The 26,955-nt window shown below is 48.2% G+C and carries 33 protein-coding genes and 1 tRNA gene; 14 read left to right on the top strand and 20 right to left on the bottom strand.

Going from position 1 to position 26,955, the window contains the following annotated elements:
• Positions 1-55: 55 nt before the first annotated feature.
• The 7 genes from C1H71_RS21330 to C1H71_RS06175 all read right to left on the bottom strand — a co-directional run bounded on the left by C1H71_RS21330 (position 56) and on the right by C1H71_RS06175 (position 3,404).
• Complete coding sequence (locus C1H71_RS21330) at positions 56-664, bottom strand: reverse transcriptase domain-containing protein (protein WP_262488280.1); 609 nt, start codon at positions 662-664, stop codon at positions 56-58.
• 117 nt (positions 665-781) lie between these two features.
• Positions 782-1,156 carry a reverse transcriptase/maturase family protein gene (locus C1H71_RS21325; protein ID WP_262488444.1) on the bottom strand — a complete coding sequence of 125 codons (375 nt, stop codon included), beginning with the start codon at positions 1,154-1,156 and terminating at the stop codon, positions 782-784.
• On the bottom strand, positions 1,157-1,426 hold the full coding sequence (locus C1H71_RS21320; RefSeq protein ID WP_262488281.1) for a hypothetical protein: 270 nt from the start codon (positions 1,424-1,426) through the stop codon (positions 1,157-1,159).
• Between the two features lie 497 nt (positions 1,427-1,923).
• Entirely contained in the window at positions 1,924-2,052 is a 129-nt protein-coding gene (locus C1H71_RS21315; RefSeq protein WP_262488282.1) for a hypothetical protein, read from the bottom strand.
• 8 nt (positions 2,053-2,060) lie between these two features.
• Positions 2,061-2,483, bottom strand: a complete 423-nt coding sequence (locus tag C1H71_RS06185) for an IS3 family transposase (RefSeq protein ID WP_130105792.1) — start codon at positions 2,481-2,483, stop codon at positions 2,061-2,063.
• Complete coding sequence (locus tag C1H71_RS06180) at positions 2,480-2,773, bottom strand: transposase (protein WP_130105791.1); 294 nt, start codon at positions 2,771-2,773, stop codon at positions 2,480-2,482. The genes C1H71_RS06185 and C1H71_RS06180 overlap by 4 nt, the downstream gene beginning before the upstream one ends.
• Positions 2,774-2,819: 46 nt before the next feature.
• A complete protein-coding gene (locus C1H71_RS06175; protein WP_130105790.1) occupies positions 2,820-3,404 on the bottom strand; it encodes an acetate uptake transporter in 585 nt (194 codons plus the stop codon).
• Positions 3,405-3,691: 287 nt separating this feature from the next.
• On the opposite strand from C1H71_RS06175, the gene C1H71_RS06170 reads away from it, so the two are divergent.
• Complete coding sequence (locus C1H71_RS06170) at positions 3,692-4,462, top strand: HAD-IIA family hydrolase (protein ID WP_262488403.1); 771 nt, start codon at positions 3,692-3,694, stop codon at positions 4,460-4,462.
• Positions 4,463-4,553: 91 nt separating this feature from the next.
• On the opposite strand, the gene C1H71_RS06165 is transcribed toward C1H71_RS06170, so the two are convergent.
• The 3 genes from C1H71_RS06165 to rsmI form a co-directional block, all read right to left on the bottom strand.
• Complete coding sequence (locus C1H71_RS06165; protein ID WP_188053621.1) at positions 4,554-5,021, bottom strand: AtaL-like protein; 468 nt, start codon at positions 5,019-5,021, stop codon at positions 4,554-4,556.
• Positions 5,022-5,177: 156 nt separating this feature from the next.
• Positions 5,178-5,262, bottom strand: a tRNA-Leu gene (locus tag C1H71_RS06160).
• Positions 5,263-5,462: 200 nt separating this feature from the next.
• Complete coding sequence (gene rsmI, locus C1H71_RS06155) at positions 5,463-6,347, bottom strand: 16S rRNA (cytidine(1402)-2'-O)-methyltransferase (protein WP_262488402.1); 885 nt, start codon at positions 6,345-6,347, stop codon at positions 5,463-5,465.
• Here rsmI and C1H71_RS06150 point away from each other — a divergent pair.
• The 5 genes from C1H71_RS06150 (at position 6,342) to C1H71_RS06130 (ending at position 10,446) form a co-directional block, all read left to right on the top strand.
• Positions 6,342-7,538, top strand: a complete 1,197-nt coding sequence (locus C1H71_RS06150; protein ID WP_130105788.1) for a penicillin-binding protein activator — start codon at positions 6,342-6,344, stop codon at positions 7,536-7,538. The two genes, rsmI and C1H71_RS06150, sit on opposite strands and share 6 nt — an antisense overlap.
• Positions 7,535-7,879, top strand: coding sequence for a YraN family protein (locus C1H71_RS06145; protein ID WP_130105787.1), 345 nt, complete (start codon positions 7,535-7,537; stop codon positions 7,877-7,879). The genes C1H71_RS06150 and C1H71_RS06145 overlap by 4 nt, the downstream gene beginning before the upstream one ends.
• A gap of 2 nt (positions 7,880-7,881) precedes the next feature.
• Positions 7,882-8,472: a phosphoheptose isomerase gene (locus tag C1H71_RS06140; protein ID WP_130105786.1), complete on the top strand. Its 591-nt coding sequence runs from the start codon at positions 7,882-7,884 to the stop codon at positions 8,470-8,472.
• Positions 8,469-9,050 carry a BON domain-containing protein gene (locus C1H71_RS06135; RefSeq protein WP_188053619.1) on the top strand — a complete coding sequence of 194 codons (582 nt, stop codon included), beginning with the start codon at positions 8,469-8,471 and terminating at the stop codon, positions 9,048-9,050. Before C1H71_RS06140 ends, C1H71_RS06135 begins: the two co-directional genes overlap by 4 nt.
• A 193-nt stretch (positions 9,051-9,243) precedes the next feature.
• Positions 9,244-10,446: an amino acid aminotransferase gene (locus C1H71_RS06130; protein WP_130105784.1), complete on the top strand. Its 1,203-nt coding sequence runs from the start codon at positions 9,244-9,246 to the stop codon at positions 10,444-10,446.
• A 262-nt stretch (positions 10,447-10,708) separates the two neighbouring features.
• On the opposite strand, the gene C1H71_RS06125 is transcribed toward C1H71_RS06130, so the two are convergent.
• Both C1H71_RS06125 and murJ read right to left on the bottom strand, forming a co-directional pair.
• Complete coding sequence (locus C1H71_RS06125) at positions 10,709-11,209, bottom strand: hypothetical protein (protein WP_130105783.1); 501 nt, start codon at positions 11,207-11,209, stop codon at positions 10,709-10,711.
• A 72-nt stretch (positions 11,210-11,281) separates the two neighbouring features.
• Entirely contained in the window at positions 11,282-12,829 is a 1,548-nt protein-coding gene (gene murJ / locus C1H71_RS06120; RefSeq protein ID WP_130105782.1) for a murein biosynthesis integral membrane protein MurJ, read from the bottom strand.
• Positions 12,830-13,061: 232 nt separating this feature from the next.
• On the opposite strand from murJ, the gene rpsT reads away from it, so the two are divergent.
• Positions 13,062-13,325 (top strand): 30S ribosomal protein S20, encoded by a 264-nt coding sequence (gene rpsT / locus C1H71_RS06115; RefSeq protein ID WP_099398629.1) that lies wholly within the window; start codon positions 13,062-13,064, stop codon positions 13,323-13,325.
• 67 nt (positions 13,326-13,392) lie between these two features.
• On the opposite strand, the gene C1H71_RS06110 is transcribed toward rpsT, so the two are convergent.
• Positions 13,393-13,749 (bottom strand): hypothetical protein, encoded by a 357-nt coding sequence (locus C1H71_RS06110; protein ID WP_130105781.1) that lies wholly within the window; start codon positions 13,747-13,749, stop codon positions 13,393-13,395.
• Positions 13,750-13,883: 134 nt separating this feature from the next.
• Here C1H71_RS06110 and C1H71_RS06105 point away from each other — a divergent pair, with 134 nt between their 5' ends.
• Positions 13,884-14,996, top strand: a complete 1,113-nt coding sequence (locus C1H71_RS06105; RefSeq protein WP_188053617.1) for a diguanylate cyclase — start codon at positions 13,884-13,886, stop codon at positions 14,994-14,996.
• 29 nt (positions 14,997-15,025) lie between these two features.
• Here C1H71_RS06105 and C1H71_RS06100 read toward each other — a convergent pair whose 3' ends face one another.
• The 5 genes from C1H71_RS06100 to C1H71_RS06085 all read right to left on the bottom strand — a co-directional run bounded on the left by C1H71_RS06100 (position 15,026) and on the right by C1H71_RS06085 (position 18,575).
• On the bottom strand, positions 15,026-15,217 hold the full coding sequence (locus tag C1H71_RS06100) for a hypothetical protein (protein ID WP_130105779.1): 192 nt from the start codon (positions 15,215-15,217) through the stop codon (positions 15,026-15,028).
• An 86-nt stretch (positions 15,218-15,303) separates the two neighbouring features.
• The gene (locus tag C1H71_RS06095) at positions 15,304-15,507 is read right to left on the bottom strand and encodes a diguanylate cyclase (RefSeq protein ID WP_130105778.1); all 204 of its coding nucleotides are present in this window, start codon (positions 15,505-15,507) and stop codon (positions 15,304-15,306) included.
• A gap of 400 nt (positions 15,508-15,907) precedes the next feature.
• On the bottom strand, positions 15,908-16,771 hold the full coding sequence (locus tag C1H71_RS06090) for an AI-2E family transporter (protein ID WP_262488401.1): 864 nt from the start codon (positions 16,769-16,771) through the stop codon (positions 15,908-15,910).
• Positions 16,732-16,923, bottom strand: coding sequence for a hypothetical protein (locus C1H71_RS21310; protein WP_262488400.1), 192 nt, complete (start codon positions 16,921-16,923; stop codon positions 16,732-16,734). The genes C1H71_RS06090 and C1H71_RS21310 overlap by 40 nt, the downstream gene beginning before the upstream one ends.
• Positions 16,924-16,976: 53 nt before the next feature.
• On the bottom strand, positions 16,977-18,575 hold the full coding sequence (locus C1H71_RS06085; RefSeq protein WP_130105777.1) for an NAD+ synthase: 1,599 nt from the start codon (positions 18,573-18,575) through the stop codon (positions 16,977-16,979).
• A gap of 486 nt (positions 18,576-19,061) precedes the next feature.
• Here C1H71_RS06085 and C1H71_RS20610 point away from each other — a divergent pair, with 486 nt between their 5' ends.
• Together C1H71_RS20610 and C1H71_RS06080 are read left to right on the top strand one after the other, a co-directional pair.
• Complete coding sequence (locus tag C1H71_RS20610) at positions 19,062-19,226, top strand: hypothetical protein (protein ID WP_188053615.1); 165 nt, start codon at positions 19,062-19,064, stop codon at positions 19,224-19,226.
• Positions 19,226-19,432, top strand: a complete 207-nt coding sequence (locus C1H71_RS06080) for a hypothetical protein (protein ID WP_130105776.1) — start codon at positions 19,226-19,228, stop codon at positions 19,430-19,432. The genes C1H71_RS20610 and C1H71_RS06080 overlap by 1 nt, the downstream gene beginning before the upstream one ends.
• Before the next feature lie 157 nt (positions 19,433-19,589).
• Here C1H71_RS06080 and C1H71_RS06070 read toward each other — a convergent pair whose 3' ends face one another.
• Together C1H71_RS06070 and C1H71_RS06065 are read right to left on the bottom strand one after the other, a co-directional pair.
• Positions 19,590-20,843, bottom strand: a complete 1,254-nt coding sequence (locus C1H71_RS06070; RefSeq protein ID WP_130105775.1) for a hypothetical protein — start codon at positions 20,841-20,843, stop codon at positions 19,590-19,592.
• On the bottom strand, positions 20,840-21,748 hold the full coding sequence (locus C1H71_RS06065; protein WP_130105774.1) for an ABC transporter ATP-binding protein: 909 nt from the start codon (positions 21,746-21,748) through the stop codon (positions 20,840-20,842). Before C1H71_RS06065 ends, C1H71_RS06070 begins: the two co-directional genes overlap by 4 nt.
• Positions 21,749-21,862: 114 nt before the next feature.
• Here C1H71_RS06065 and C1H71_RS06060 point away from each other — a divergent pair, with 114 nt between their 5' ends.
• The 4 genes from C1H71_RS06060 (at position 21,863) to pyk (ending at position 26,906) form a co-directional block, all read left to right on the top strand.
• Positions 21,863-22,450: an LURP-one-related/scramblase family protein gene (locus tag C1H71_RS06060; protein WP_130105773.1), complete on the top strand. Its 588-nt coding sequence runs from the start codon at positions 21,863-21,865 to the stop codon at positions 22,448-22,450.
• Between the two features lie 26 nt (positions 22,451-22,476).
• Positions 22,477-22,959 (top strand): GAF domain-containing protein, encoded by a 483-nt coding sequence (locus C1H71_RS06055; RefSeq protein WP_130105772.1) that lies wholly within the window; start codon positions 22,477-22,479, stop codon positions 22,957-22,959.
• 241 nt (positions 22,960-23,200) lie between these two features.
• Positions 23,201-25,195, top strand: coding sequence for a UvrD-helicase domain-containing protein (locus tag C1H71_RS06050; RefSeq protein ID WP_223146052.1), 1,995 nt, complete (start codon positions 23,201-23,203; stop codon positions 25,193-25,195).
• Between the two features lie 280 nt (positions 25,196-25,475).
• Complete coding sequence (gene pyk / locus C1H71_RS06045; protein WP_130105770.1) at positions 25,476-26,906, top strand: pyruvate kinase; 1,431 nt, start codon at positions 25,476-25,478, stop codon at positions 26,904-26,906.
• Positions 26,907-26,955 lie beyond the last annotated feature (49 nt).

Here is a 26,955-nt window from a genome sequence, read left to right as displayed (position 1 = left end):
ATTTGAACCGACTCTTCCGGCTTGTAATCAGCCGCCGGAGTGTGAGGGCTCCATACTAGCCATGAGTGTTTTGCCCTCCAATCAACCAAGTTTTAGCGACACCGTTTGCTGGCGATTTAACATAATCTCGCATGAGCGATCTAAAGCCGCGTCGGTATTTACGCGCCAGCCAATAGCCAAACTTCCAGAAGATGGCGCGATCTAACTTGCTGAATAAAGTGGCAGTAAAGTCGGTGTATTGGTGAAAGTTTGCCCACCCAGTGAGGTGTCGGTTAAGACTCGCCAGCATATCCATTCGATTCGTGCTGTAATTACTCGACAGTTGCTTTACCAACTTCTCGGTAAAGCGCCGATATTTATCCCATGGAATTGTACTCACCACCCGCATCTGACCGCGCGCGCCACGCTTACGAATGATTCGATGCCCCAGAAACACAAAGCCATCGTTAACATGCGGAATGTGGGTTTTCTCAAGATTCAGCGTCAATTTAAGCTGATCTTCAAGAAATGCTCGGCAGTCTGCGCGCGCAGTTTCAGCTTGCGCTTTGCTGCCTTTGACAATCACAACAAAATCATCAGCATATCGACAATAAGATATTGCCGGTTTCCACTGGCGCTGCTCCCGTACCGCAATGGGCGCTGGTTTTGTATGCCAAAGTTCCATGCCCAACGATCTTTACGTACTTTCTTGTTAAGGTATTTCGCTTCCATCCAAGTATCAAACTCATGCAGCATGATGTTTGATAACAAAGGTGAAATAACCCCACCTTGCGGTACGCCTTCACTTGCCGCCCGAAATAAACCGCGATCTACACAGCCCGCTTTGATGAACTTCCATAGCCAGTAAACGCGGGTCTGCGATACGCTTGCGCATTGCTTTAAGCAGTAATCGATGGTGAATGGTATCGAAGTAGCTGGCCAGATTGCCTTCAATAATCCAGCGCCCAGCTGTGCTTTGTTCTCCCCCATCCTGTAGCTGTAATTTCACCGTGCGAATGGCGTGATGTACGCTGCGCGCTTTTCTGAATCCGTATGAAACGGTATGGAAATCACTTTCCCATATCGGCTCCATCACCATCAAAATGGCACGCTGTACAATCCGATCACGCAGGCAAGGGATGCCCAAAGGCCTCATCTTGCCATTGCTTTTTGGAATTTACACACGACGGGCGGCTTGTGGCTGAAACGTGCCAGCAAGTAGCTCGGTGCGTAAGGTTTCAAGTTCATGCTGGAGATGATTTTCCATATAAACCCGAGTGACACCATCGATTCCCGGTGTCTTTGCTCCACTTGACGCCAGCGTAGTGTGAGCAGCTTCGCGTAGCCAGACCGGTTCAGCAATGAGCCTCAGCAGACGATCGAACTTGCGTTCTTTATCCTTTGAAGACCATATTGCCAGCTTGCTTTGCATTTCACTGATTATCAAAGGTCTTCACCTTATTGTGGTCAGTTAGTCGACCCAGCAAACCACTTAAACTGCCTCCCTTCGCCATGTAACTGGCTTTCCCAGTTTCGGACTACTACGGAGGCTCCGCCAACTCGCACATCATCGGGGGCACACTCCCTTGGCATTTGTGCAAGCCTTCCCCAGTTCACATGCTGGACTCAACGCATGGGTGAGGTTGCCTATCGCAGTCTTTATCCTTGCTTTCCGCAAGTCGATTTAGATGCCATGGTCTAGCTACACACTCCCCATGACTCCATACAGACCAGTCTACATTTCTGGCTACAATCGCGGCATCAGTGGATATATGTCACTGATACCAATCCAAATCCAGCCTGTTAAACGGTGTAGGCCGTGGTGACATTTCAATCCTCAGATGCGGTTTAATAGGTACGTGTTCCTCAACCGTCCCATGCTCAGCCTAGAGGTTCATCTTGGCGTAACCGCTTCGCCGCAAACCCCGTTTCCCACGGACTTCGTCACCCTGCCAGTGTCAGCAGGTCACCGCCGCTTCGGCTCACTTCCCCTTGTAGCAGAAGAAGGGCATTCCCCAGCGCAACATCAACGACTTGCTGGGATACTGCATTCCAAACATGCTCAAGCAGCATCACCCCAATCAATGCAGGCTACGCTGGCTGGGCGTACTGTAACTAATATCGCTCACCCACATTTCATTCGGCTTGACCGGTTCGAAACATTGCCCGAGTAAATTCTCTTTCACTGGCAAGCTATGATTTGAATGGGTCGTCGCCTTGAATTTCTTCGCTTGAATGCAGCGCAAACCCAGTCTGCGCCTCAAATAGCGCAATTGACTCAAGCCAATTTGTACCTCATCAGCCGCAAGCTCTTTCTGTAAACGTCGTGGCCCATAAGTCATTCTGCCGTGCGCATGTGCTGCACGTATTTTGACTTCCAGCAGCAGGCGATGCGCCTGCTTTGGTGCTGATTTGGACTGTAGCCAGTTATAAAATCCGCTGCGCGACAGGCCAAGCCATTGTGCCATTTGTGAAATCGGATACTGCTTTCTTTGCTGTTTCATGAACGCGTACTTAGCGTGAATTCCTTGGCAAAGTACGTGGCGGCCTTTTTTAAAAAAGCGCACTCCATTTTGCTTTCGGCCAGTTCTCGTTTGAGCCTGGCGACCTCGGCGCTGAGCTCGTCGACAGGCTGAACGCGATGTTGATCCAGGCCCGCTAGCTTGCCTTGCTGTGCCAATTTGACCCACTTATCCAGCGTCTGTTTGGGCATCGCTTGCGGCACATTCAAGTGTTGTTCGAGTACTAATTTAACGGCTTCTGCACGAAATGCAGTGGTGTAACTACTGGCCATGACTTACCTCCAGAGAAGATTTTATCTCAATTGAAGGTGTCCATAATTAGCAGCCTACTTCACCTAAAGGCATTATAGTTTTTCCGTACATTTCATTTAATATTTGGGCCATCGCTGCATAAATGGCCGATGCGCCGCAAACAATTCCTTCGATTCCCGCTATTTGTTTAATGGTGGCGCTGCCTGTGTAGTCGCCAACGGCTAAGAGAGCAAAAAGAATGGTGAGCGAGCCAAAAATAAATTGTGTGGCTTTATTTAACTTAAGCGTGCCAATAAAAAGAAATGCGGTAAAGATTCCCCACATGGTTAGGTAGGCGGTCATGCTATTGACTGAAGCGGACTCTGCAAGCCCTAGCTTAGGAAGTATCAGTAGGGCAACTAGCGTGAGCCAGAACATGCCGTAAGAGGTAAAGGCAACGGTACCAAACGTATTGCCTTTCTTCCATTCTAAAATCCCTGCAATAACCTGAGCAATGCCTCCATAGAATATCCCCATGGCTAATATCATGGCGCTAAGCTCAATGGCGCCTGCGTTGTGTAAATTCAGTAACACGGTGGTCATACCAAAGCCGAGTAGCCCTAGTGGAGCAGGATTAGCTGTTTGGTCTTGAGTGTGATGGCTTTGGGGCATATTGATATCGGTTTGAATTATATGGAGGCGTGATTATACCTAGCCTTGCTGTTGAAAAAGTGGGCTTAGATTAACATGGCAGTATTTACGAGTTTAAAGCACTTAGCTGATTGTTTCTGTAGGATAAATTACAATAGTATTACTGATTTATGTTGAGCTTAGTCGCCACTATTTACTGGCGTTATGGCGGAGAAAAATAATGATGACTACAGCTCTATTACGCTAAGTTGGGACATGACAAGTTGGATGCTGTTACGATGAAGTCGCTGTTAAATAGGGAGATAAAGATGATTAAGAGCATTATTTCTGATATGGATGGTGTGATTTATCGTGGTAAGCAACTCATTCCAGGCGCCAATGAGTTTGTTCAGCGTTTATTAAGTACTCAATTGCCCTTTCTGTTTTTAACGAATAATGCAGAGCAAACGTCTCTCGATTTAAAATTAAAACTAGAAGCGATGGGTATTCATGGCTTAACTGAGGGTAATTTCATTACTAGCGCTATGGCGACAGCTATGTTTTTACGTAGCCAGAAAGAGCGTGCCACGGTATTTATTATTGGTGGAGGTGGCTTGATTAATGAGCTTTATAATGTTGGGTTTTCTATTTCAGAAAGTAAGCCTGATTATGTTGTTGTCGCCAAATCAAGTAGCTTTAATTTTGAACAAATGAAAAAAGCAGTGCGCTTTATTGATGGCGGTGCCAAATTTATTGGTACCAATCCAGATATGATTGATCCGGTGGAAGGAGGGAGTGAGCCTGCCGCTGGGACTATCTTGGCGGCGATTTCGGCGGCGACCGGTAAGAAGCCATATATTGTCGGCAAGCCTAATGCACTAATGATGACACTTGCAACGCGTAAATTGGGCGTACACCCAGAAGACACCTTGATGGTGGGCGATCGGATGGATACGGATATTGTTGGTGGGATGGAGGCTGGAATGAAAACCGCCTTAGTGCTTTCTGGCGTATCAACTATGGGAATGATTGAGCAGTTCCCTTATAAACCAGATTATGTCTTTAACCATGTTGGTGAAATTGATTTCACCAATCTTTAAGCGCTTGTGCTTGGTTTGTAGCTGCGCAGAAGCGTTTAGCAGCCAAGGTGTTGGGCTCGCCTTGGTCGCACTCTGGCGTAGTCTTCGGTGCTTAATGTTTTACCGCTAGCAAACCTTCAGTAGCCAATTCGCGAATTTTCTTAATGGTTTCTACATCATTTTGCTGCCATGCAGCTTTCAAAAATTTTGTATATTCCGCTTCTTCGCCTTGATCATCTTGAGGTGTCTGGTAATGAAAGCGCACAAATAGCATGTCGGTTTCAGGCTCTTCGATCAGCATCAGTAGTGTGCCGCCGCCATGTTGCTCATTGGGCTCGGTATCGTAGCGGATGTGCTGTTCGTGCACTAAGTGGATGCGATCTTGGATATGCATTGCGCCGATAATCATTGTTCGCAGTAGATGTACAGCGCTGCGCTCAATGATTTCAACGTGGTCGACGTGCGACATAAAGATGTCGGGGCATTCGGCGCGTATTAATAGCCCTTTCCAAAGCTCGGCGCGAGTTAGAACTAAATCGTTGGATGGATCGTTAACCGCGACAAGGTGTTCGAGTTGCAAAATAGTTCTCCTTCAAAATGGCTAGTATAGCTAATTGTGTTGAGGGTGGCGGGGTATTGCTATGTGTTATAAGGGAGGAGTGAGGCATGCAATAGATGAAAAAAAAGGATTTCAGGCTAAGCCTTGAAATCCTTAATTTATCATGTACTTAACGAGTGGTGCCCGGGGTCGGACTCGAACCGACACACCTTGCGGCGAGGGATTTTGAGTCCCTTGCGTCTACCAATTTCGCCACCCGGGCTCGTTCAGTGCAGGAGTCGAATTATGTAGGAACACTTTTCCGCTGGCAAGCGTTATTTACAAAAAGTAGATTTTGTTTTCTAGGGTATTACATAGTGTATTGATATAAAAGATTATTTTTTATATCAATCTTGCTGCTGCATTCGCCAATGCTGAATAAAAAAAGCGGTAAATAGATGAATGAGTCAGCAAGCCCTGTGTTTAAGCCGAAGGTTCCTTGCCTTTTGCGCTGTTTTTTAGCTCTAATGCACGTTCATAGAGGGCATTTTTAGGTGCCCCGCTAATGGATACTGCTAGGGCAACTGCTTGTTTGAGCGGTAGCTCGGCAATTAGAGGGAGTAATATTTTGTCATAATCTGCGCCATTTGCTTTTTCTGCTTTTGGGGCGGCATTCACCACAATCACAGATTCACCACGTTCTTGATTACTATCGCTGGCCACCCATGCTGCGAGTTCGCCCAGTGGTAGGCGTCGGATAGTTTCGAAGGTTTTGGTGATTTCACGGCAAAGTACGGCTTCACGTTCTGGGCCAAACACTGCGGCCATATCGGCTAAACAATCAACGATACGGTGCGGGGCTTCATAGAATACAGTGATGAAGCTTTGTTCTTTAAGCTCCGCCAGTGCATCACAACGCTGTTTAGTTTTTGGCGGTAAGAAACCATAAAACAAGGCGTGTGGGGATACAAAGCCACTAGCAGAAAGAGCGGTAGTCAATGCTGAGGCACCTGGTACAGGAATGATCTTGCATCCTGCGGCATGGGCTGCTGCGGCGAGCAGTGCGCCAGGATCTGATACTGCGGGGGTTCCTGCATCGGATACTTGCGCAATTGTTTCACCCGCAAGCATGCGGGCGATGAGTTTTTCAGCCATGCTGTGTTCATTGTGCTCATGCAAAGACACCATCGGCGTTGAAATATTAAAGTGTTTAAGTAACTGCCCAGTGACTCGGGTATCTTCCGCTGCGATCACATCGGCACCTTTTAAGGCAGCAATGGCGCGAGGCGTCATGTCGTTAAGGTTACCGATAGGGGTTGCGACCACATATAATGCGGACTTAATAATAGGAATGGATTCGGTATGCACGCCAAGGCTCTCCTTTTTGCTTCGGAATGGCGCAGTGCGCTAGGAGCCGTACTATACGGTGCTCTTCTCTTAACTGCCATAGCTGGCTGCGCAGCTGCTCCTGTTGTACCTCATGCAGAGAATAAACCAACGTATTCGATTGCTACTGCTGTGGTGAGCGCTGTTGAGCAAAAAGGTGTGCCCGTAAACACAAGTGTGCAAACCAAGCCCTTGGAGGGGGCTGGCTTTATCGCGGTTTTATTACCAGGCAAAAGTAAGGTGATGCGTCCAGCTGTAGATGCGATTAAGGCTGGGGTCTTGGCTGCAGCGACGGCCAACGGAAATGCTGAATTGCCTGTGGTTAAAGTTTTTGATACCGATGATGTGCCGGCGGAGGTATTTGAGCAGTTTCAGCGCCTGCACGATCAAGGAGCGCTCGCAGTGATTGGGCCTTTAACTAAGCCTTCGATTAATTACTTAGCGGATATTGGTGATTTTGATATTCCGGTGATTGCTTTAAATTCATTTGATGAACGCACTTTGCGCCGCGCCCACCTCTATAGTTTTTCTCTCTCTATAGAGCAAGAGGCACAGCAAGCGGCTAGGCAGATGTTTGATGAGGGCTTGCGCATGCCCTTGGTATTGCAAGGTGATAGCCCGCTATCCGCTAGGATGGTGCAGGGCTTTGTGGATTCTTGGAAAGAAATAAATAGCGTGCTGCCTAAGGTTTTTATGCTGAAAGACGCACGTAGCCAAGCGCAGGATTTGCGTAATCAATTAAAAGATGGCGAGCATGATTCAGTGTTTTTTGCCGCCAATGCACGACAAACACGCCTGTCTCGGCCTTTTATAGGGAATGAGCGTCCCGTTTTTGCCACGAGCCAAATTAACCCTGGCAATTTAAGTAAAATGGCGATGGTGGATATGAGTGGTATTCGTTATTTAGAAACGCCTTGGATTTTACAACCTGATAATAGCGAGTATGCCTTGCTGAATCGCATCCGATCCCCATCCAACGATGTGGAAAGATTATTTGCACTGGGGGTGGATGCTTGGAAGCTGGCTATTTTATTAAGCAGCAAAGCAGAAATTAATTTTGATGGGTTAAGCGGGCATATCAGTATGGGAAGCGGAGGGTTAATAGAACGGGAGCTGGTGCTTAATAGCTTTAATAGTGGCGATGATCGCCCAGCAGTTAATCCTGCTCCATGAATACTCTAGGGCTTGCTGCTGAAAATACGGCGGTGATTTTCTTGCAGCAGCAGGGCTTAAAAATCATTGCACGTAATTGGCAATGCAAACGTGGTGAAATTGACATAGTCGCTAAAGACGGTAACACCTTAGTATTTGTAGAAGTACGGCAGCGCCGTAATACGCGCTTTGGCGGAGCGGCTGCCAGCATAGGCCCAGCAAAACGCGCTAAACTGCGAGCAACGGCTCAATATTACCTATTAAAAGTTTCTCCTTTGCCACTTTGCCGCTTTGATGCAATTTGCATTGAAGGGGAAACAATCAACTGGCTCAAAAACTGTATAGACGCCACTGAGGGATAAAAATGGATTTAGCACAACGTATTCGACAGCATTTTCTAGATAGTATCGACGCCAAACAAATGGCGATGGAATTGCTCTCCCCCGGTATTCGAATTGGCGCAGAGAAAATGGTGCAAACCTTTATCTCCGATGGGAAAATTTTAACCTGCGGTAATGGGGGCTCAGCCGCCGATGCTCAGCATTTTGCTGCTGAAATGGTCGGGCGTTTTGAGCGTGAGCGTCCGGGTTTGGCTGCGGTGGCTTTATCGACAGATACCTCCGCAATTACTGCGATTGCCAATGATTACGACTATGACTTGGTTTTCTCTAAGCAAGTGCATGCACTAGGGCGCCCAGGTGATTTGCTGATTGCGATTTCTACATCGGGTAATTCGGCCAATGTGATTTCCGCCATTCACGCAGCTCATGATAGGCAAATGAATGTGATTGCTTTTACTGGGCGCGATGGTGGGCAAATTGGCGAGATCTTATCTGGCGATGATGTGCATTTGTGTGTGCCGGTACAGCGCACCGCCAGGATTCAGGAAGTACACATCACCATGATTCATGCCTTATGCGATACGGTGGACTATATGCTGCTAGGTGGCGAATGATGCGGCTAAAAAACGCACTACTCGCAATGGGGCTGGCAGCGTCTTTATCTGCTTGCGTGCCTATTTTACTGGTTGGTGGTGTGGCGGTGGGTGCAATGGTTGGCTCGGATCCGCGTAAATCTGAAATTATCAAAACTGATTTTGACTTAAGCTCACAAATTAGTAGTGATTTAATTGATACGTGGAAAGACAAAGCGCATATCAACGTCAGTGCTTTTAACGGCGTGATTTTGTTAACTGGCGAAGTGCCAGATGAAGCCGCCAAAGCAAAGGCGTACGAGATTGCCCAGCGGCAAGCGAAAGTTCGCAAAATCCACAATGAAATCGTGGTTACAACACCTTCTACCGCTGCAAATCGTCTTTATGATACGCAACTCACGGCACGGGTTAAAAGCGCCTTGCTGACCGATGCAAATGATGCTGATGCGTTGCACTTGCAGGTGATTACTGAGCGCAGCGTGGTTTACCTGATGGGAGTGAGCAAACCCGAGATTGCAGACTCTGCTGCACGTGCGGCTAGTCGCGTATCGGGTGTGCGCCAGGTGGTGAAGTTGGTTGAGCCATTAACCCTTAACTAGAGATAAGCCGCCAGCTATTAGGTGCGCATCATTACCGATAGTCAGCTGGATCAGGGCTCCTTTGTTTGTTTAAGCGTTTAGCTTACAAGGAAAGGGCCGTGTTTAAGCTCAGCATGCTAAAATTAGCCACTGTGAATTTGTGCTTTTATGCCAATTACAAGCCAGCCTTCCCTATTACTTTTTGGAGCCTCGGATGACATCCTCGATTTTTGCCGCAGTAGAAATGGCCCCCCGCGACCCTATTTTGGGTCTGAATGAAGCCTTTAATGCCGATACACGCGCTGGTAAGGTTAATTTAGGTGTGGGTGTGTATTACGATGACAATGGCAAAATCCCATTGCTGGCTGCGGTAAAAGCGGCAGAAAAAACCCATATGGATGCACAGCCACCACGTGGCTACCAAGCGATTGAAGGCCTTGGTTTATACAATAAAGCGGTGCAGGATTTGGTATTTGGTGCGACAAGTGAGTTAGTCGCATCGGGCCGAGTGGTCACGGCAGAAGCTTTGGGCGGTACTGGTGCTCTGAAAATTGGCGCTGATTTGCTCAAACGCTTAGATGCCAATGCCAGTGTTTATATCAGCGATCCAAGCTGGGAAAACCATCGCGCTTTGTTTGAATCGGCGGGGTTCAAAGTTGAAAACTACGCGTATTACGATGTAGCGACTCGTGGTGTTAATTTTGTGGGCATGAAGGCCGCTCTGTTAAGTATGCCTGCAGGCTCTATCGTGGTGCTGCATGCTTGCTGCCACAATCCAACTGGCGCGGACATGAGTGATGCGCAGTGGGCCGAAGTCGTAGACGCCTGCCGTGAACGTCATTTAGTACCGTTCCTAGATATGGCTTACCAAGGTTTTGCCGATGGCATTGAGGAAGATGCCATTGCAGTGCGTTTGTTCTCTGCTTCTGGTCTGCAATTCTTTGTTTCCAGCTCATTTTCTAAAAGCTTCTCGATGTATGGCGAGCGCGTAGGCGCTTTGTCTATCGTGACAGAAAGTCGTGAAGAGGCTGCTCGTGTGCTGAGCCAACTGAAACGTGTGATTCGTACTAATTATTCCAATCCACCGATCCATGGTGGCGCGGTAGTGGCGGCGGTATTGGCGAGCCCAGAACTACGCCAGCAATGGGAAGACGAATTAGCCGGTATGCGTGATCGCATCCGCGCCATGCGTACCAGCTTGGTTGCAAAACTGGCTGAGCGCGGCGTAGCGCAAGACTTTAGCTTTGTAGCGGCTCAGCGCGGTATGTTCTCCTATACCGGCCTGACAGCGGCGCAAGTTGAAGTGTTGAAAGACGAATACGGTATTTACGCGGTATCGACTGGGCGTATTTGTTTGGCTGCACTTAATACTAAAAATATCGATTACGTAGCGGATGCGATTGCTAAAGTTTTGTAATTTAGCCTTGCAGCCTGTCGGACTTAAGCGATCGTAGCGAGGGAAAGCCCGGTTTGAGGCAGATTTAACGGATTTTTGAGGCGAATAGCTGGCTCTGGCTATTCAACGAAAAAATGCGTTGAATATGGCCAAATCCGGCTTTTCCGCAGTAGATCAGTCTTAAGTCCGACAGGCTGCTTGGCCCAATAAAAAACCCACGAATCGATTCGTGGGTTTTTTATTGCTGAAAATCGTAGGGGCTCGGCAGTCACGGTAAGTCCCCTTATTCAGCCGCTGCTCCAAGAAAAATGCCGCTTACTTTCTTTTTTTTATGGGTAAAAATTAGCCCACCATAGATGCTACCTGCTACAAACTGATTGGAGTCACTCTCCTCTTCATTCCAAAAAGGTTTGTAGGCCTTCATCACCTCTTGAGTGGAGCTGCCAATGCGGATGCCCCGCTGGGTGCTTAAAGTACTAGGGGCAATTAAGGTAATTGCGGCAACTTTTTTTGCGCCTCGTTTTTTATCTGAAACCATATCAAGGATAATACCACAATCGGCATAGGCCCACTCCTGATGATAGGCCCCATCTGCCCCCCATAATTTATCTGCCCCTCGTATTTCCTTGCAGCTGATGGCTTTTTTGACTTCTTTCTCAGGAAGATCAATCCGTAGATTGCCTATCTTCTCTTCTCGCAGCAGGTCAAATCCATCCGCAGCCCAAGAAACATGACAAATAAATCCAAACATCATGCCCACAATGATTTTTCTTAGCAGCTTCATTGATATCTCTGTTTAACGTGAAATGAGCTGGTGGCGAGCAAGGGGAGGGTAAATCCGCCTAACGATGATTTACTAATCCGTAATCGCCTTGCGTGAGAAGTCTTTGGGTCTAAAGCCCAAGGCAAAGAGCGATGCAAAGTAAGTCCCTGCACCTGCGACCACCAAAATACTGAGCCAGCCAACTCGGACCAGCTTACTCATTTCGGCAAAAGCCGGCATAAAGTGCAATAGCACGAGTAGCAGGGCGCTCATGGCGATTACGCCGCATAGGATGCGCAGCATAAAGCCCTTCCATGCGGCTTGTGGCGTGTAATAGCCTCGTAAACGCAGCGTGCGGTATAGCAAGCCTGCATTCAGGCATGCACCTAAGCTCATCCCCAGCGTGAGCCCTGCGTGCTTAAAAGGCAGGGTATACAAGAAGATTAGGTTGATCGCTAGTGTGACGAAGAGCGTGATGATGCCGATACGCACCACGGTTTTAATTTCCTGCCTTGCATAAAATGCAGGAGCGAGGATTTTAATCAGGATCAGCCCAATTAAACCCACGCTATAGCCCACCAGCGCCTGCTGGGTCATTAAGGCATCGTGCATAGAAAACTTGCCGCCTTGGAATAGGGTAAGCACCAGAGGCTCGGCAAGGATGGCTAAAGCCACCGTGGCGGGCAGGCAAAGCATGATGCATAGACGCAAGCCCCAATCCAATAAACGATCGTAGCTGACTTGATCGCCGCTAGCATGGCTGCGGGCTAGGCTGGGCAGTAGAATCGTCCCTAGCGCAACGCCAAGCACGCCAGTTGGGAATTCCATCAGCCGGTCTGCATAGTAAATCCATGAAACACTGCCTGAAGCCAAGAAAGAAGCGAGGTTAGAATTAATAATCAAGCTGATTTGCGCCACCGATACACCAAAAATAGCCGGGCCCATTTGCTTGATGACTCGCCATACCCCTTCATCTTTTAAATCTAGCTTGGGCCACATCAGCATCCCCAGCTTGGCTAGATGTGGCAGCTGATAGCAAAGTTGGGCCACACCACCAATCAGAACGGCGATCGCAAGCGCAAAAATGGGCCGATCCATCAACGGGGCCAGCCACAGTGCGCAGGCAATAAATGAAATATTTAAAAGCGTGGGGACAAAGGCAGGAACAGAAAAACGGTTATAGGTATTGAGAATACTGCCGACCAAGGACGATAGAGAAATCAGCAAAATATAGGGAAACATATAGCGGAGTAGCTCGACCGCTAGATTGAATTTATCTGGGTTTTTGGCAAAACCTGCCGCAGAAAAATAAATAATCGCAGGTGCTGCTAAAACACCGAGCAAGGTGATTAAAACTAAAACCAATGTCAGCACACCAGCAATTTTAGCGACAAATTCTTTGGTTTCTTGTTCGCCTTTACGTGTTTTATATTCTGCCAGTGTAGGGACAAAGGCTTGTGAAAATGCACCTTCAGCAAAAATACGCCTCAGCATATTGGGCAGTTTAAAGGCGGTAAAAAAGACGTCGGTGGCAGCGCCTGCACCAAATACATGGGCAATAATGGTGTCGCGCACAAAACCTAATATGCGTGAAACTAGCGTCATGGAGCTAACTGCGGCCAGTGCTTTAAGAAGGTTCATACCGGAGGGTTTGAGTAGTGAGGGCGTAATTATAAGGCTGGATCTTATCTGTGTTGCAAGCTATGCGAATGCTGGTGGAGTTTACTAGAAAATGAGGCGTTTTTTTTGCGTGTGGTGCTTTGTTGATGCTCGCTGGTTAGAAGTGCTTGCCAGAATCTAAAAGTGGGGCTATCATCGCCGGTTTCCGAATTAGCCCGCTTTTTGGGCAAGCCCGTCTCAGGAGTTTCAAAACATGGCTAACAGTGCCCAAGCTCGCAAGCGTGCACGTCAGGCTGAGAAAGCCCGCCAGCACAATACCAGCCAGCGTTCCGCTTTCCGCACCGCGATCAAAAAGGTGCTGAAGGCTGTGGAAGCAGGTGATAAAGCTGCGGCTCAGACTGTCTTCCAACAGTCCGTCAGCATCATCGATCGTATCGCTGATAAAGAAATCTTCCACAAGAACAAGGCAGCTCGTCATAAGAGCCGTCTGTCTGCAGCAATCAAGGCTATGGCCTAATTCTGTAGATGTTCGAGTGAAGAAAACCCCAGCCTCGGCTGGGGTTTTTGTTTGTCTGTGCCTTAAATTATCGGCGTAATGGCGGCATTCTTAGCCTAAATGCGGGCATTAAGCGCTGGTAATCTACTTCTTCAAAAATAAATAAATGTTCGGTTTCGTTGTCGCTCGTTACTAAGCTAGTAAGGCGTACAAAACGCCCAGCTTCTTTCCAGATGGCTGCCGCGAGACGCTCGCAAAGCCATAGAGGGCTATCAGAGCTGATGTATTCAGCGCTAAGGTTTAATAGGCAGGTGTCACGACTTAAAGAGCGCTGCTCATTCCATAGGGTTACAATGCCTTCACGTGCCAAGCTGCGAAGGCAACATTTCGCTTCAAAGTATGTTAGTGGGGCGATGCTCAGCTGAAGCTGCAAATTTATGTTCATAATGCCCGCTCCTTGTGGTCTAGCCTGAATCTTATAGGGTTTAAGGTGGAAGGTTTTACCGTATATCGGCAGAGCGTATGCGTTTATGCTAAATTCTATCAACGATGTAAGATAGGTCTGATTAGATGTCGCTAGTGGATTCAGAACACTTTCCTTTGCCGCGCATTCTTGTCGTGGATGATTCTCGTATTGTGCGCGCAACAATCAAAAAGCACCTTGGCATTGCTTACGATGTCATCGAAGAGGCTGATGGTGAGGCGGGATGGCAGCGTCTTTTAGACGATGAAAGCATTCAGGTACTCATTTCTGATTTAACCATGCCGGAGCTCGATGGCTTGGGTTTATTGGCCCGTGTGCGTAGCGCTGGTGATGGTCGGTTGTATTTGTTGCCCGTGATTATTATCTCGGGCGAAGAAGACGACGCCACCAAGCAAAAATGTGTTGAATGTGGTGCCACAGATTTCATTACAAAATCAACTGATAAAACTGAAATGCTAGCACGTGTTGCGGCTAATATTCAATTGGCCGCAGTTCAGCAAGAGCTAGTCATCGCTCGGACGGAAAAAGCGCAGGAAATCGCTCGGGATAGCACGACAGGGGTTTCTAGCTCGAATTTGCTGATGTTGCAAATGGAGCAATCTATGGCCTATGCGCTACGGCATAATTCTGAAGTCACTTTACTCTTATTAGAGATCGATCATTATCAGCCACTAAAGCAAAAGCTCGGTGAGCGCTTAGCAAGTCAAATGTTGAGTTTGTTGGCTAAGCTATTGGCAGCAAAATTGCGCCGAGAAGACACCTTGGCACATGTGGGCGGGCCACAGTTTGCGATTGTGGCGCCTGGCACATCTTTATCAGAAGTACGAGTTATGGCCGATCGCTTAAGGCAAGGCGTGGCCGCAGCAAGAATTAATTATCGGGATGAGCGTTTAACGGTGACCGCTAGTGTGGCGGTGGCAAACTCTTGGCATGACGATACTCATTCGGCTCCTGCTTTGTTTAATAAGGCCACGACAAGGCTGTATGGCTCTATTGGCTCTGATCGTATTTTAATGCCGGATGAGAATGTAAACCGGCTGCCGGTATTATCGCTAGCAGATGCTTTATTGATGCTGCATAAGGGTCAGCAAGCCGAGGTTGCGCCACATCTACCTGCTCTGCTAACGAGTTTGCAGCCTCTGCTTGATTTAGCGAATGCAGAATATGGCGTGGATTGGTCTTTAGGTTTTTTGTCTGATAAGGTATAGAGGGCGCTTTTCTTTGGCTAACTCCCCGCTTAAAGCGAGAGCCCTGCGCTTGAATGCTCTACTTTGCGCTGCTCTACAAACAAGCTGTTTCCCTGTTTGCTTTTGGCTAGATGCTTGGCGTGGGTGGCAGCAGCAGCAACTTCGTGGTGGGTAAGGTAGCGATCTTGCCGTGCTTCAATTACCCCAATAGATAGGCTGCTGAGTGGGAAATTCTGCACCACACCACGGCGATCCTCACTGCTATAGTCTTTTCTAAAACGTATTCAGGCTTAAACAAGCTTTTTACCCTTTGCTCAAATTATTTGAGTCAGCGCTGGCAGCGGTTTTTCCAGTATGGGGAGCGAAACAGCACCATAAAGTCATCGCCGCCAATATGGCCCATAAAATCAAGCTGTGGGCCGGCAATGCCAAGTAGTAATTCTCCCAACATCCGAATCATGCTATCGCCACGGGCATAGCCGTATACATCGTTATATGGCTTCGGGCGCTGCTCTGTAAGTCGCACTTTCATATATTATTGAATGGACACATTGCCTGGCAATAAGGTCAGTGGATTGGCGTGCGGCGCGGATTTGTAATTCAGTAATGGCCTGCGGTGACTAATTGGAATAGCTTTTGCAGGCCGGTGGAGCGCTCCACAATCAGTGGGGCGCAATCCATAAGTGTTTTGCAAGGCTTGTTCCCGTAAAGCTTGTGGGTAAAAGGGCAGCCAAAGTATTTGATGACTTCATGGTGGCGTAATAGTCCGACCGGATGATGGTCATCAATCTCTGGCAGCGCATGAATTTAGGGATGCTTATTAAAGATACGGCAGATTTTTGCGCCGCTTTGCCTAGACTCCGTTGACGTTTGTTTCCCAGCTCAGCGCAATTGCGAATGAAACGTCAACAGACCCTAGCGATATGGAGGGCTTAAATCAATTGTGCTTCTTTTAATTCGTTCTTTAAATAGGCGTAGAAAATGGGCGCAGCCACAAGGCCTGGCAGGCCAAATATGGCTTCCATCAATAGCATGGCTAGAAGTAGCTCCCAAGCAAAAGCATGGATACGTCCACCCACAATGCGCGCATTTAAAAAATACTCAAACTTATGAATGATCACTAAAAACGCTAATGAACCTGCCGCTACCGAGGCGGAAACGCTCATGCTAACGGCCACAATGGCAGTGTTAGAAATCAGATTACCAATCACAGGCAGTAAGCCCGCTAAAAAGGTAATGACAATTAATGTCTTGGTAAGCGGCAGCGAAACGCCGCAGGAAGGTAAAACAATGGCCAAGTAGATCAAGGTGAAAAATGTATTAAGTGCAGAAATGCGTACTTGGGCAAAGACGATTTGCTTAAAGGAATGAGCCAAGCGGGCGCAGCGGCTTTGTAGGGCATCGAGCAAGGGGGCTTTATCTTGGTTGTTGTGGTGTAAGGACAGCATGGCCCCAATCACCATAGCGATCAGCATTTGCGCCAGCGTATGGCTGGTGCGGGCACCAATTTGCTGCAATTGGGCGATGTGCTTATCTGACCATTCGTAAAAAGCGGTTTTCCACGCCGTTACATCTTGTGGCAGGCTTTCTAGCATCCAAGCGGGTAGCCAGTTAGCTAGCTCATGATGCAAGGCTTCGGCAATTTCGCCTGATTTACGCATAATGCTGGGCATGGATGCCGATTCGCCATGGAATACGGAGGCTAAGCTAAAGCCCAGTAAGACCAGCAGTAAGATAATAAAGGCGGAAAAGATAACTAGGGCAACAGGTTTGGCACGTTTGGGGGCAGGCGGCAAATAAAAGGGGCTTGGGCGGCTTGGGCAACCAACTCATAAACGAGTAGGCCAACGAGTAAGGCGGGAAGTAGGTGATTCAACATGACGATAAGTAGAAATAACCCAATTATGAAATAACTGGCAATACGCGTGTAGCGGTCTAGCTTAAGCATGGGTCATCCAGAGTGAAGTTTGTTGGGGCACGGCATGCCGTGCCCTGGGTTTTTTACATCGAAAAACGGTTGGTAATGGGCATGCGCCAGTCTTTGCCAAATGCGCGGTGGGTAATGCGGGGGCCTACCGGTGCTTGTCGACGTTTGTATTCATTGATGGTCAGCAAATGCACCACGCGATCTACATCGGCCTTGGCAAAACCCTTGGCGATAATCTCTGCGCGGCTGAGGTTTTCTTCCACATAGGCTTGCAAGATTGCATCCAGCGTTTCGTAGGGAGGCAATGAGTCTTGGTCGGTTTGATCTGGGCGAAGTTCCGCAGAAGGTGGGCGAGTAATGATTCGCTCTGGAATCACCATGCCTTGGGTATTGCGCCAGCTAGATAGGCGATAAACTAGCGTTTTTGCCACGTCTTTTAGCACCGCAAAGCCGCCTGCCATATCGCCGTAAAGAGTGGCGTAGCCGGTGGTCATTTCTGATTTATTGCCGGTAGTGAGGACCAGTTTGCCGGATTTATTGGATAAAGCCATTAGCAAGGTGCCGCGTGCGCGCGCTTGCAGGTTTTCTTCGGTGGTGTCCGCAGCTTGGCCCTCAAATTCATCGCTCAAGGCATACATAAAGGCTTCATAAATCGGCCAAATTTCGATTTCTGAATATTTGCAGCCCAAGATTTTAATCATTTCGCGCGAATCGTCCACGCTGATATCCGCGGTATAACGTGATGGCATCATCACGGCGTGCACTTTATCTGCACCCAGTGCGTCCACAGCAATCGCCAGCGTGAGCGCTGAATCAATCCCGCCGGATAAACCCAGCAAGATGCCTGGGAATTTATTTTTGCCAATATAATCTTGCACGCCGAGTACCAGCGCCTGATAGCTGCTGGCTTCATCGCTTAAATCTGCAGTAATGGCAGCGGGCTTCAGATTGCCTTGTTGGTAATCAATAAAGGCGAGCTCTTCCTTAAACGCTGGTAATTGGGCTACCAGCTCACCAAATTTATCCAGTGCAAAGGATTGGCCGTCAAAAATCAGCTCGTCTTGGCCGCCCACCATATTGCAATACACCATCGCCATGCCCGTTTCTTCCACGCGCTGGCCCACCACTTCTCGGCGGGTGGATTGCTTGGCTTGATTGTATGGGGAAGCATTCAAAATTAATAAAAGCTCTGCACCTTCGTCATCCGCAGCAGAAGCCGGTTCTACGTCCCAGATATCTTCACAAATGGCGAGGCCAATCTGCACGCCTTCTTGCTCAAATACCAAGGGCGAATAGCCTGGCGAGAAGTAGCGTACTTCGTCAAAGACTTGGTCATTAGGTAGCAGCAGTTTGTCGTAGCGGCCAAGTACATTGCCATCCCGAATCACGATGGCACTATTAAAGCGCTCACCACCACTGGCGCGCGGATAGCCCAAGACCAAGGTGATGCCATCTAGCTCATCAATAAAACGGCCGACGGCGGTGGCGCACTCCGCCAAAAAAGCTGGGCGTAGCAATAAGTCTTCTGGCGGATAGCCGCATAGCGCCAGCTCTGGGGTCAGCAAAATATCCGCGCCCTCAGCTTTGGCCTGAGCGGCAGCAGCAAAAATCTTGGTGGTATTACCGGCAAGGTCGCCGACAATAGGGTTGAGCTGGGCAATGGCGATTTTCATCGTGGCGGCGTCGCGTAAGAGAAAAAAAGCTATTTTAAGGCAGAACGCTATGGGGATGGGAAAGTGTGTGAGTAAGCTGCGGCTGTCATCTGCCTGTGCTAGGGTATTTTAAGCAAGCAAGTAGGATGGCTTAGGCGGTTTATTCAGCATAAAGCATCACCATCTAACTCAATATAATGACTACGGCGCTACCGCATCTAGCCGACAGCTGCCCACAATGCCATGCGCATTCGGGCGTATCGTACTAGGCTGATACAGGGCGATTAGCTAATAGGGATGATTGTATGCGTAGTGTAAAAGGTATGTTTTTGACGGTGGGTGCATTAGCGGCTTTTACCTTACTGCTACTAATTAAACTCGGCCATTTTACTGAAGCAAAGCGCCGATGCGCTTAGCCAAGCAGAGTTACAGCGTTATAACTCTTATTTGCTGGCGGATGGATTACGGCAGAGCTCGGATGATCTCACTCGCCTAGCGCGAACCTATGTGATTACGGGTGATGCTAAATATGAGAAGCAATATTGGGATGTGCTGGATATTCGTAATGGCAAGAAAGCACGGCCACAAGATTATCAGCGGATTTATTGGGATTTTATGGCGGTAGCATTGCGCCAAGGCCTAGTGAAGGCAGTATTTCTTTACAAGATCTAATGAAGCAGGCTAGCTTTAGCAATGAAGAGTTTGCAAAATTAAAGGAAGCTCAGGCTAATTCTGATGATTTGGTTAAAAGCGAAACGATTGCCATGAATGTAGTAAAAGGACGTTTTGTTGATGACGCAGGGCAATTTACCAAGCAAGGCAAGCCAGATTTAAAACGCGCTGCCGATTTAATGGAGCTTGTAAATCTTTCTGTGTAAATGCCTTTGGAATGACTGGTGGCCGTTCAGCCGGTCACCAAATTCTATAACGAAACGATTCAGCGCCATCCGCCAGCTTTGAATCGGCATCGTCCATTTCTTTGAAGCTTGTTCGATCGCAAGGTAAATCACTTTCTTCGCCGATTAATCGCTTGGCTTAACGTTGGGCTGATTGCAGGGCTTGCCATCTCCAAAATGCTAAGGCGATAGCCATGAGGGCATGAATGGCGCTGATGAGAATACTGGCGATTGAGCTTGGATGGTTGATTGGCATAATTAAATAAGCCACGCTCGGTAAGTCGCTGCTATGGGCCAAAAATGGAAGTAGGCCATTAATCAATGCTAGATAAAGCAGGCTATTAGCGACGCCACGCTTGGGGCCAAAGGCAAGGAATACGCAAACGGCACTATCTCGTAGTAACATCAACGCAATGGAGAGCGGAGCGGTGGTGATGCTGGAAAGCTCGCTTGGAGCGGCCCCCGTTGCGAGTAAGGAAAACGCAAATGAGAGTATGAGAGTAGTAGGCCAGAGCGGTAAGTTAATCAGTGCCCCATGCCAGTTTTTGGCTTGAATCCGTTGCTGGATGCGCTGCCAAATGGTGATGCTATTAGGCTCAGAAAATAGCGTTGCGTAGGTCATGCTGCTGCTAATAATTAGGCCGAGCATCGGCAGATTTTCGTGATTAAACCCTGCTAAAAAAGCGGTGAGTAGGCAGGCAAATATTGGCCAAGCCCAAGGCTGTGTGCGCACTTGCAAGGCATTTTGCATGAGTCGCCAAGCCGCAAATATGCTGCAAATAGCAAAGAAACTGCCCGCTAATAGCTGAAATTGCAGTGGCATAAAGCTGATATCCCACCAAGTGATAGGGGTTTCGCTGAGCTCAAATAGGCTGGGCATGAAAAAGAGGGCTGGAATCGCGAGGAGTAGATTAAAGCTGCCACGGCGATTTTGGGTGAAATCTGACTGGCCTAGCTGTAAGTTCATCACTAGCGCTGCGCCGTGGAGCAACAGGCTCATAGCGATCAGCGATAGCGCTTTGAGCAATGTATTAATTGGGTCTTTGGCAAGATCGCTAATCAGCAATACCAAGATACAAATCGCCCCGCCGTACCAGTTAAATAAGGTTGCACCCAATAACTTGCCCCACGTCATTGCCCACGGGCTGAGCGCACTCATTCTTTGCTGATCCCAGGTGTGATCTCTTTGCTCATCACCGATTGCTGCTGCGGCGTTTTTTGTGCCCCATAGCCAAACAATGCCAACAAACAGCATCGCAGCTGAACTGCCTACGTGATTGGCTTGCCCGTTCATTGCCACGGCTAAAAAAATTAGCCCCAAAATAGCGGGCATGCCGATTAAGCGGTGCAGAGAAAAGTTGAGCCATAGATTGCGTTTGAATTCTGGATTCATGATTTTCCACCTTCTATCGAGCGCAAATAAGCTTGCTGCAAGTTTTGTTCACCAAAGCTCGTAATCGCAAGGCCCGCTTGGATGAGTTCGGCCAGTAACCGTGCTTGCTCTGCGCTATTGCCATTGAAATCAAACTCGGCGTGCAAGGTATCGGCTTTGCTGAGATTAATTGCGGGGTGGGCGCTTAAAATCTCAATGAGCTTATCGTTGGGGCTGGCAAGCCTGAGCTGTAATGCTTTGCTGGCTAGGCCTTGGTGCAGGGCGCGGTGTTCAAGGATTTTGCCATCCCTAAGTACCAGCATATGACTGGAGTAGGCTTCTAATTCGGCTAAAATATGTGAGGACACCAAAAGCGTCATGCCGCTGGCCTGCAATTGGCGAAATAAAATCGCCAGCTCATTGCGTGCTTCAGGATCGAGCCCAGATGCGGGCTCATCAAGCAGTAAAACTTGCGGAGCATGAATAATCGCTTGGCCAATTGCCACGCGTTGACGTAAGCCGCGCGATAGGCTGCTGGCTTTTTGCTCTAGCCTATCACTTAAAGATAGGCGCGCTGCAGTCGCACTGATTGCATCAGCAATCGCATCCTTGGCTAAACCTTGCGATGCTGCGGCGTATTCCAAGCACTGAGCCACGGTGAGCTCTTGGTAAAGGCCAAAAAAGTCAGATAAATAGCCCATCTGCCTATGCACTGTGCGTGGTTGCTCTTGCACATCTAGCCCCACCACGGTGATTGAGCCTGCTAACGGTGTTTCTAGGCCAGCGATGCAGCGCATCAAGGTAGTTTTACCTGCCCCGTTTGCCCCAACTAGTGCGGTTACGCTGCCACGCTCTACCTGTAGATTGAGCTGATTGAGCGCCCGATGGCCGGTGTAATCAAATGTGAGATCAGAAATTTGAATCATTGAATTCCCTAGGGGGATCTGATGTTTGTACATAGCACGATCGCTTGCTAATCGCTTTCAGCTGGCATCATACTTCATCCCCGCTTGGGGCAATACAACGAGGGAGGTAAAGTGATGAATGCTGTGTTGGATCGCAATCAGTTTTTTGTAAAAGAGCACTTGGGCATTTTTAAAGCGGCCAATGATTTTGATATTTTAGATCCAGAGAACGGGCAAGTTATTTTGGAGTGCCGTGAGCCAAATTTAGGCATGCTCACTAAAGTCTTGCGTTTTACAGATTACAAACGCATGACGCCATTTGATGTACAGATTACACAGCCAAGCGGCGCTTTATTATTATCGGTGCGGCGTGGGGTGAGTATTTTTCGTTCCAATGTTGAGGTTTTTGATCATCAGAATAAAAAAATTGGTGAGTTTAGACAAAAATTATTATCAATTGGCGGTAAGTTTGAATTGCTCGATGCCAATGGGCAATCGCTTTGTTGGTTAAAAGGAAGTTGGACTAGCTGGAACTTTAGCTTTGACCAAGATGGCAAGCAGCTGGCGCAAGTGAGTAAAAAATGGGCAGGGCTAGGTAAAGAGCTGTTTACTTCGGCAGACAACTATATGCTCTCTATCGATACTAGCGTGGCAGGAAATGATCCTTTGCGGGCATTGATTCTAGCTGCGGTAATGTGTATTGATATGGTATTAAAAGAGTAATAATTCTTTATTTATGTGGAATAAAAATGGCAGAAAACTTAAGTATTCAGGGCAATAGCAAAGAAGAGCTGTATCAAAATCTGATTCCGCAAGCTTTAGCTTTGATTGAGGGCGAAAGGGATTTAATCGCGGCAATGGCCAATGCCTGCGCCGCGATACACCACACTTTTGGCTGGCTGTGGACGGGCTTTTATATTGTAAAAAATAATGAATTGGTGCTGGGGCCGTTTCAAGGGCCGATTGCCTGCACCCGCATTCAAAAAGGGCGCGGTGTGTGTGGTAGCGCGTGGCAACAGGCCACAACGTTAGTGGTGCCGGATGTGGATGCCTTTGCTGGACATATCGCCTGCTCATCGTTGGCTCGCTCAGAAATTGTATTACCACTGATAAATAGTGAGGGTGTGGTGCTGGCTGTGCTGGATGTTGATTCCGCCGAATTGGCCACTTTTGATGAGATTGACGCCCGATATCTGGCTCAGTTGTGCCAAGCTTTGGCGCGCTTATTTTAAGCTATGATGTTATGCAGCTAAACCCCAAATTTTGAACCACGGAGAGCATGGGGTTCGACAGAAAAAATGTTGAGTTTTAGCGGGAGGAGCGCAGCTAAATCAAGGGGCCAAAGGCTCTTAAATGAATGATGTTGCTTTGATTTGATATCTCAAACGGACGAGGCAATCCCCCTACCGATCAGCGGCGGCCTCGTCCGTGGTAAAATCCGGCCGCTGTTTTACTTCCTAGGTCTTTCTCATGCTGCATCTCTTAAATACCCCGCAACGCGAAGCTGTGGTTTATCTTGGCGGCCCTTGCCTGGTTTTGGCGGGTGCTGGCTCGGGTAAAACGCGGGTGATTACGCAGAAGATTGCGTATTTAATTGAGACGGCGGGCATGGATGCCAAAAACATCGCCGCGATTACCTTTACCAATAAGGCCGCACGCGAGATGGAGGAGCGGGTGGGGGCGCTCTTACCCAAAGCCATGTTGAAAGGGTTGACGGTATCGACCTTCCACTCGCTAGGGTTAAAAATGCTGCGTGAAGAGGCACGGCATTTAGGTTATAAGCCCAAGTTTTCTATCCTAGATTCGGCAGACGTAGCCAAGATTATTGCCGATCAACTCACCACCACAGATAAGCAGCTGATCCGTAGCAGCATGAGCCAGATTTCTATGCTGAAAAACGATCGTATCTCGCCCGATAAGGCGCAAAATATGGCGGAGTCTGAAGGTGAGCTGCAGCTGGCTAAGCTTTACCGCTCTTATCAAGACACGCTGTTTGCTTATCAAGCGCTAGATTTTGACGATCTGATTCGCCTGCCGGTGGATTTATTTGAAGCGCATCCAGAAGTCTTAGAAAAATGGCAAAACCGCCTGCGCTATTTGCTGGTCGATGAATATCAAGACACCAATACCACCCAATACCAGTTGGTTAAGCTTTTAAGTGGCGTAACCGGTCTGTTCACCGCCGTTGGCGATGATGACCAGTCTATTTACGCTTGGCGTGGTGCCAATGTGGATAACTTACGGCTGTTGCAGGAAGACTTTCCTAAGCTGCAGGTCATTAAGCTGGAGCAAAACTATCGCTCGATGGCGCGGATTTTGCGCTGCGCCAATGCGGTGATTGGCAATAACCCAAAATTATTTGAGAAAAAACTCTGGTCTGATCTGGGGATTGGCGATCCGATCATGGTGATTGAAACCAAGACCGAGGAAGAAGAAGCGGCCATGGTGTTGGATCACCTAGAATCGAGCCGCTTTTTAAATAATGGCAAATATTCTAATTACGCCATTTTATATCGGGGTAATCATCAGGCACGAATTATTGAACAGCAGCTCTGGGGCCGCCGTATTCCCTATGTGATTTCGGGCGGGCAATCATTTTACGATAAGGCCGAGATCAAAGACGTGCTGGCCTATTTGCGCTTGATTGCCAATGAAGATGACGATCCCGCGTTTATCCGTGCCGTCACTACTCCTAAGCGCGGCGTGGGTAATGTCACCCTAGAAAAGCTGGGCACTTATGCCGCCAATCGTAATGTATCGCTGTTTGCGGCGGTGTTTGAAGAAGGCTTTATTCATCAGGTGCAGAGCACTCAGTACGAGCCCCTCAGGCTATTTGCAGAATTTATCAACCGTATGCAAGATCGCGCCCCAGTAGAGCCAGCAGGGCAGTTATTGAATGAGCTGCTGCTTGCTATCGATTTTGAAACATGGCTCTACGAAAATGACGACCCACGGCCTGCCGAGGCCAAATGGAAAAACGTACAAGATTTAGTGGCGTGGATTGCCAAAAAAGGCGTGGAAGACGATAAAAGCTTGATTGATATCGTGCAAACCATTGCGCTGATCACTATGTTAGAAGGCCGCGATGAAGAAGAAGTAGATGCGGTGAAACTATCCACTCTGCATGCGTCTAAAGGGTTGGAATACCCACATGTGTTTTTGATTGGCTGCGAAGAAAACATCCTGCCGCACCAAAACTCCATTGAGACCAATATGGTAGAAGAAGAGCGGCGGCTGATGTATGTGGGCATTACTCGTGCTCAGCGCAGCTTAACAATTAGCTATTGCGGCAAACGCCGCCGTGCCGGTGAATGGCAAATTACCGAGCCAAGCCGCTTTTTAAAAGAGCTGCCACCTGATGATATTACGATTAGCGGGCGTTTGGCAGGTGATAAGCCCAAGCCCGCCATGACGAAAGAAGAGCGCAAGGCGAAGAATGCCGAGTTAATGGCGCGGATTGGTAAATAGACTACAGACTTGCTGATTTGGATCTAAATACCCTGATGGAGATGGCGTATGCTCATGCTTACTGGCATAACAAACGCGCCTTTCGTTATTTAGATTTAGCCGCGTAATCGACGGGGATTACCACAATAGGCTCAAGCAGGAATATGTGCTTGGGCAGGGTAAGTGTTTTGTAGGTATGATCGCGATCAAAACCAAGAAATAAGAAAGCAATACGGGCAAGCGCCCGATATTTGATGTTTTCCTTGATGTGCAGATTTCCCTTATTCAGGAGTATTACCTAATGATTAGAGGCACAAAGATTGTTGCAACGCTCGGCCCAGCTTCCAATGACCCTAAGGTTTTGGAAAGGCTGATTGTGGCTGGGGTAAATATGGTTCGCCTGAATTTCTCCCACGGCACTGCGCAAGACCATACGGACCGTGCTAATTTGGTTCGCTCTATTGCAGAGCGCCTTGGCCAATCTGTGGCGGTTCTTGCTGATTTGCAAGGCCCAAAGATTCGCGTTGGTAAGTTTGAGCACAACAAAATTGAGCTGGAAAAAGGCGCAGCGTTTACTCTGGATGCGGCTTGTGAGCTGGGTAATCAGGATTATGTTGGCCTCGATTATAAAGAATTGCCAAATGATGTAGAGCCTGGCGATATTTTATTACTGGATGACGGCAAGATTAAGTTGGAAGTCATCTCGGTAACGGGCGTTAAAGTATTAACCAATGTTTTGGTGGGCGGTACCTTATCTAATAATAAGGGGATCAATCGTCAAGGGGGTGGCTTAACGGCCCCAGCGCTGACTGATAAAGATATGGCCGACATTAAAACAGCTGCTGCATTGCAGGCTGATTATGTGGCGGTGTCTTTCCCAAAAAGTGGCAGCGATATGCATTTGGCGCGCACTTTGCTATTGGCTGCAGGTAGCCAAGCGGGCTTGATTGCTAAGATTGAGCGTACTGAAGCCATTACCAATCTAGAAGAAATCTTAGAAGCTTCTGACGGCATTATGGTGGCGCGTGGCGATTTGGCGGTTGAAGTGGGCGATGCTGCTGTACCTGCCTTACAAAAACGCATGATCAAAATGGCCCGCCATATGCGTAAGCTATCCATCACCGCAACACAAATGATGGAATCAATGATCAGCAGCCCAGTGCCAACTCGCGCTGAAGTGTCTGATGTTGCTAATGCGGTATTGGATGGTACTGATGCGGTGATGCTGTCGGCTGAATCCGCTGCGGGTAAGTACCCAGTAGAAGCAGTAGAAGCGATGTTGCGCGTTTGCCAAGAAGTAGAAAAACACGCTGATATGCAAAGCGATAATGATTTTATTACCGCCGAAGGCGTAGAGCGCATCGATCAAGCGATCTCTATGGCGGCAGTATATGCGGCTAGTCATTTGCCGATGCGTGCCATTGTGGCGCTGACTGATTCGGGTACTTCAGTGCTATGGCTGTCACGCTATATCAGCGCCGTACCTATTATGGCGGTGACACAAAATGTTGCAACTTACCGCAAGCTGGCGTTGTATCGTCATGTTCAGCCGATGCTGATGCCAGAATCGGTTGGTAATGAGCGCGATGCACAAATTGCCCACGTAAAAATGGCTTTGGTGCGTGACGAGCGTGTCAATGTTGGTGATAGTTTTGCTATGACTTGGGGTTCGCAAGCGGGTTTAGGTGCAAATACCTTGCAAATTATCGCGGTAGAGAAGCCACGCACTTAATTGTAGAAGCACGGCATGCCGTGCTTAATACCGTTAAAGAATGCATAAA

The sequence above is a fragment of the Iodobacter fluviatilis genome (genome assembly GCF_004194535.1).
Taxonomy (GTDB): domain Bacteria; phylum Pseudomonadota; class Gammaproteobacteria; order Burkholderiales; family Chitinibacteraceae; genus Iodobacter; species Iodobacter fluviatilis_A.
Note: the sequence above shows the minus strand (reverse complement) of the source record. Positions and strands in the feature narration are given on the sequence as shown.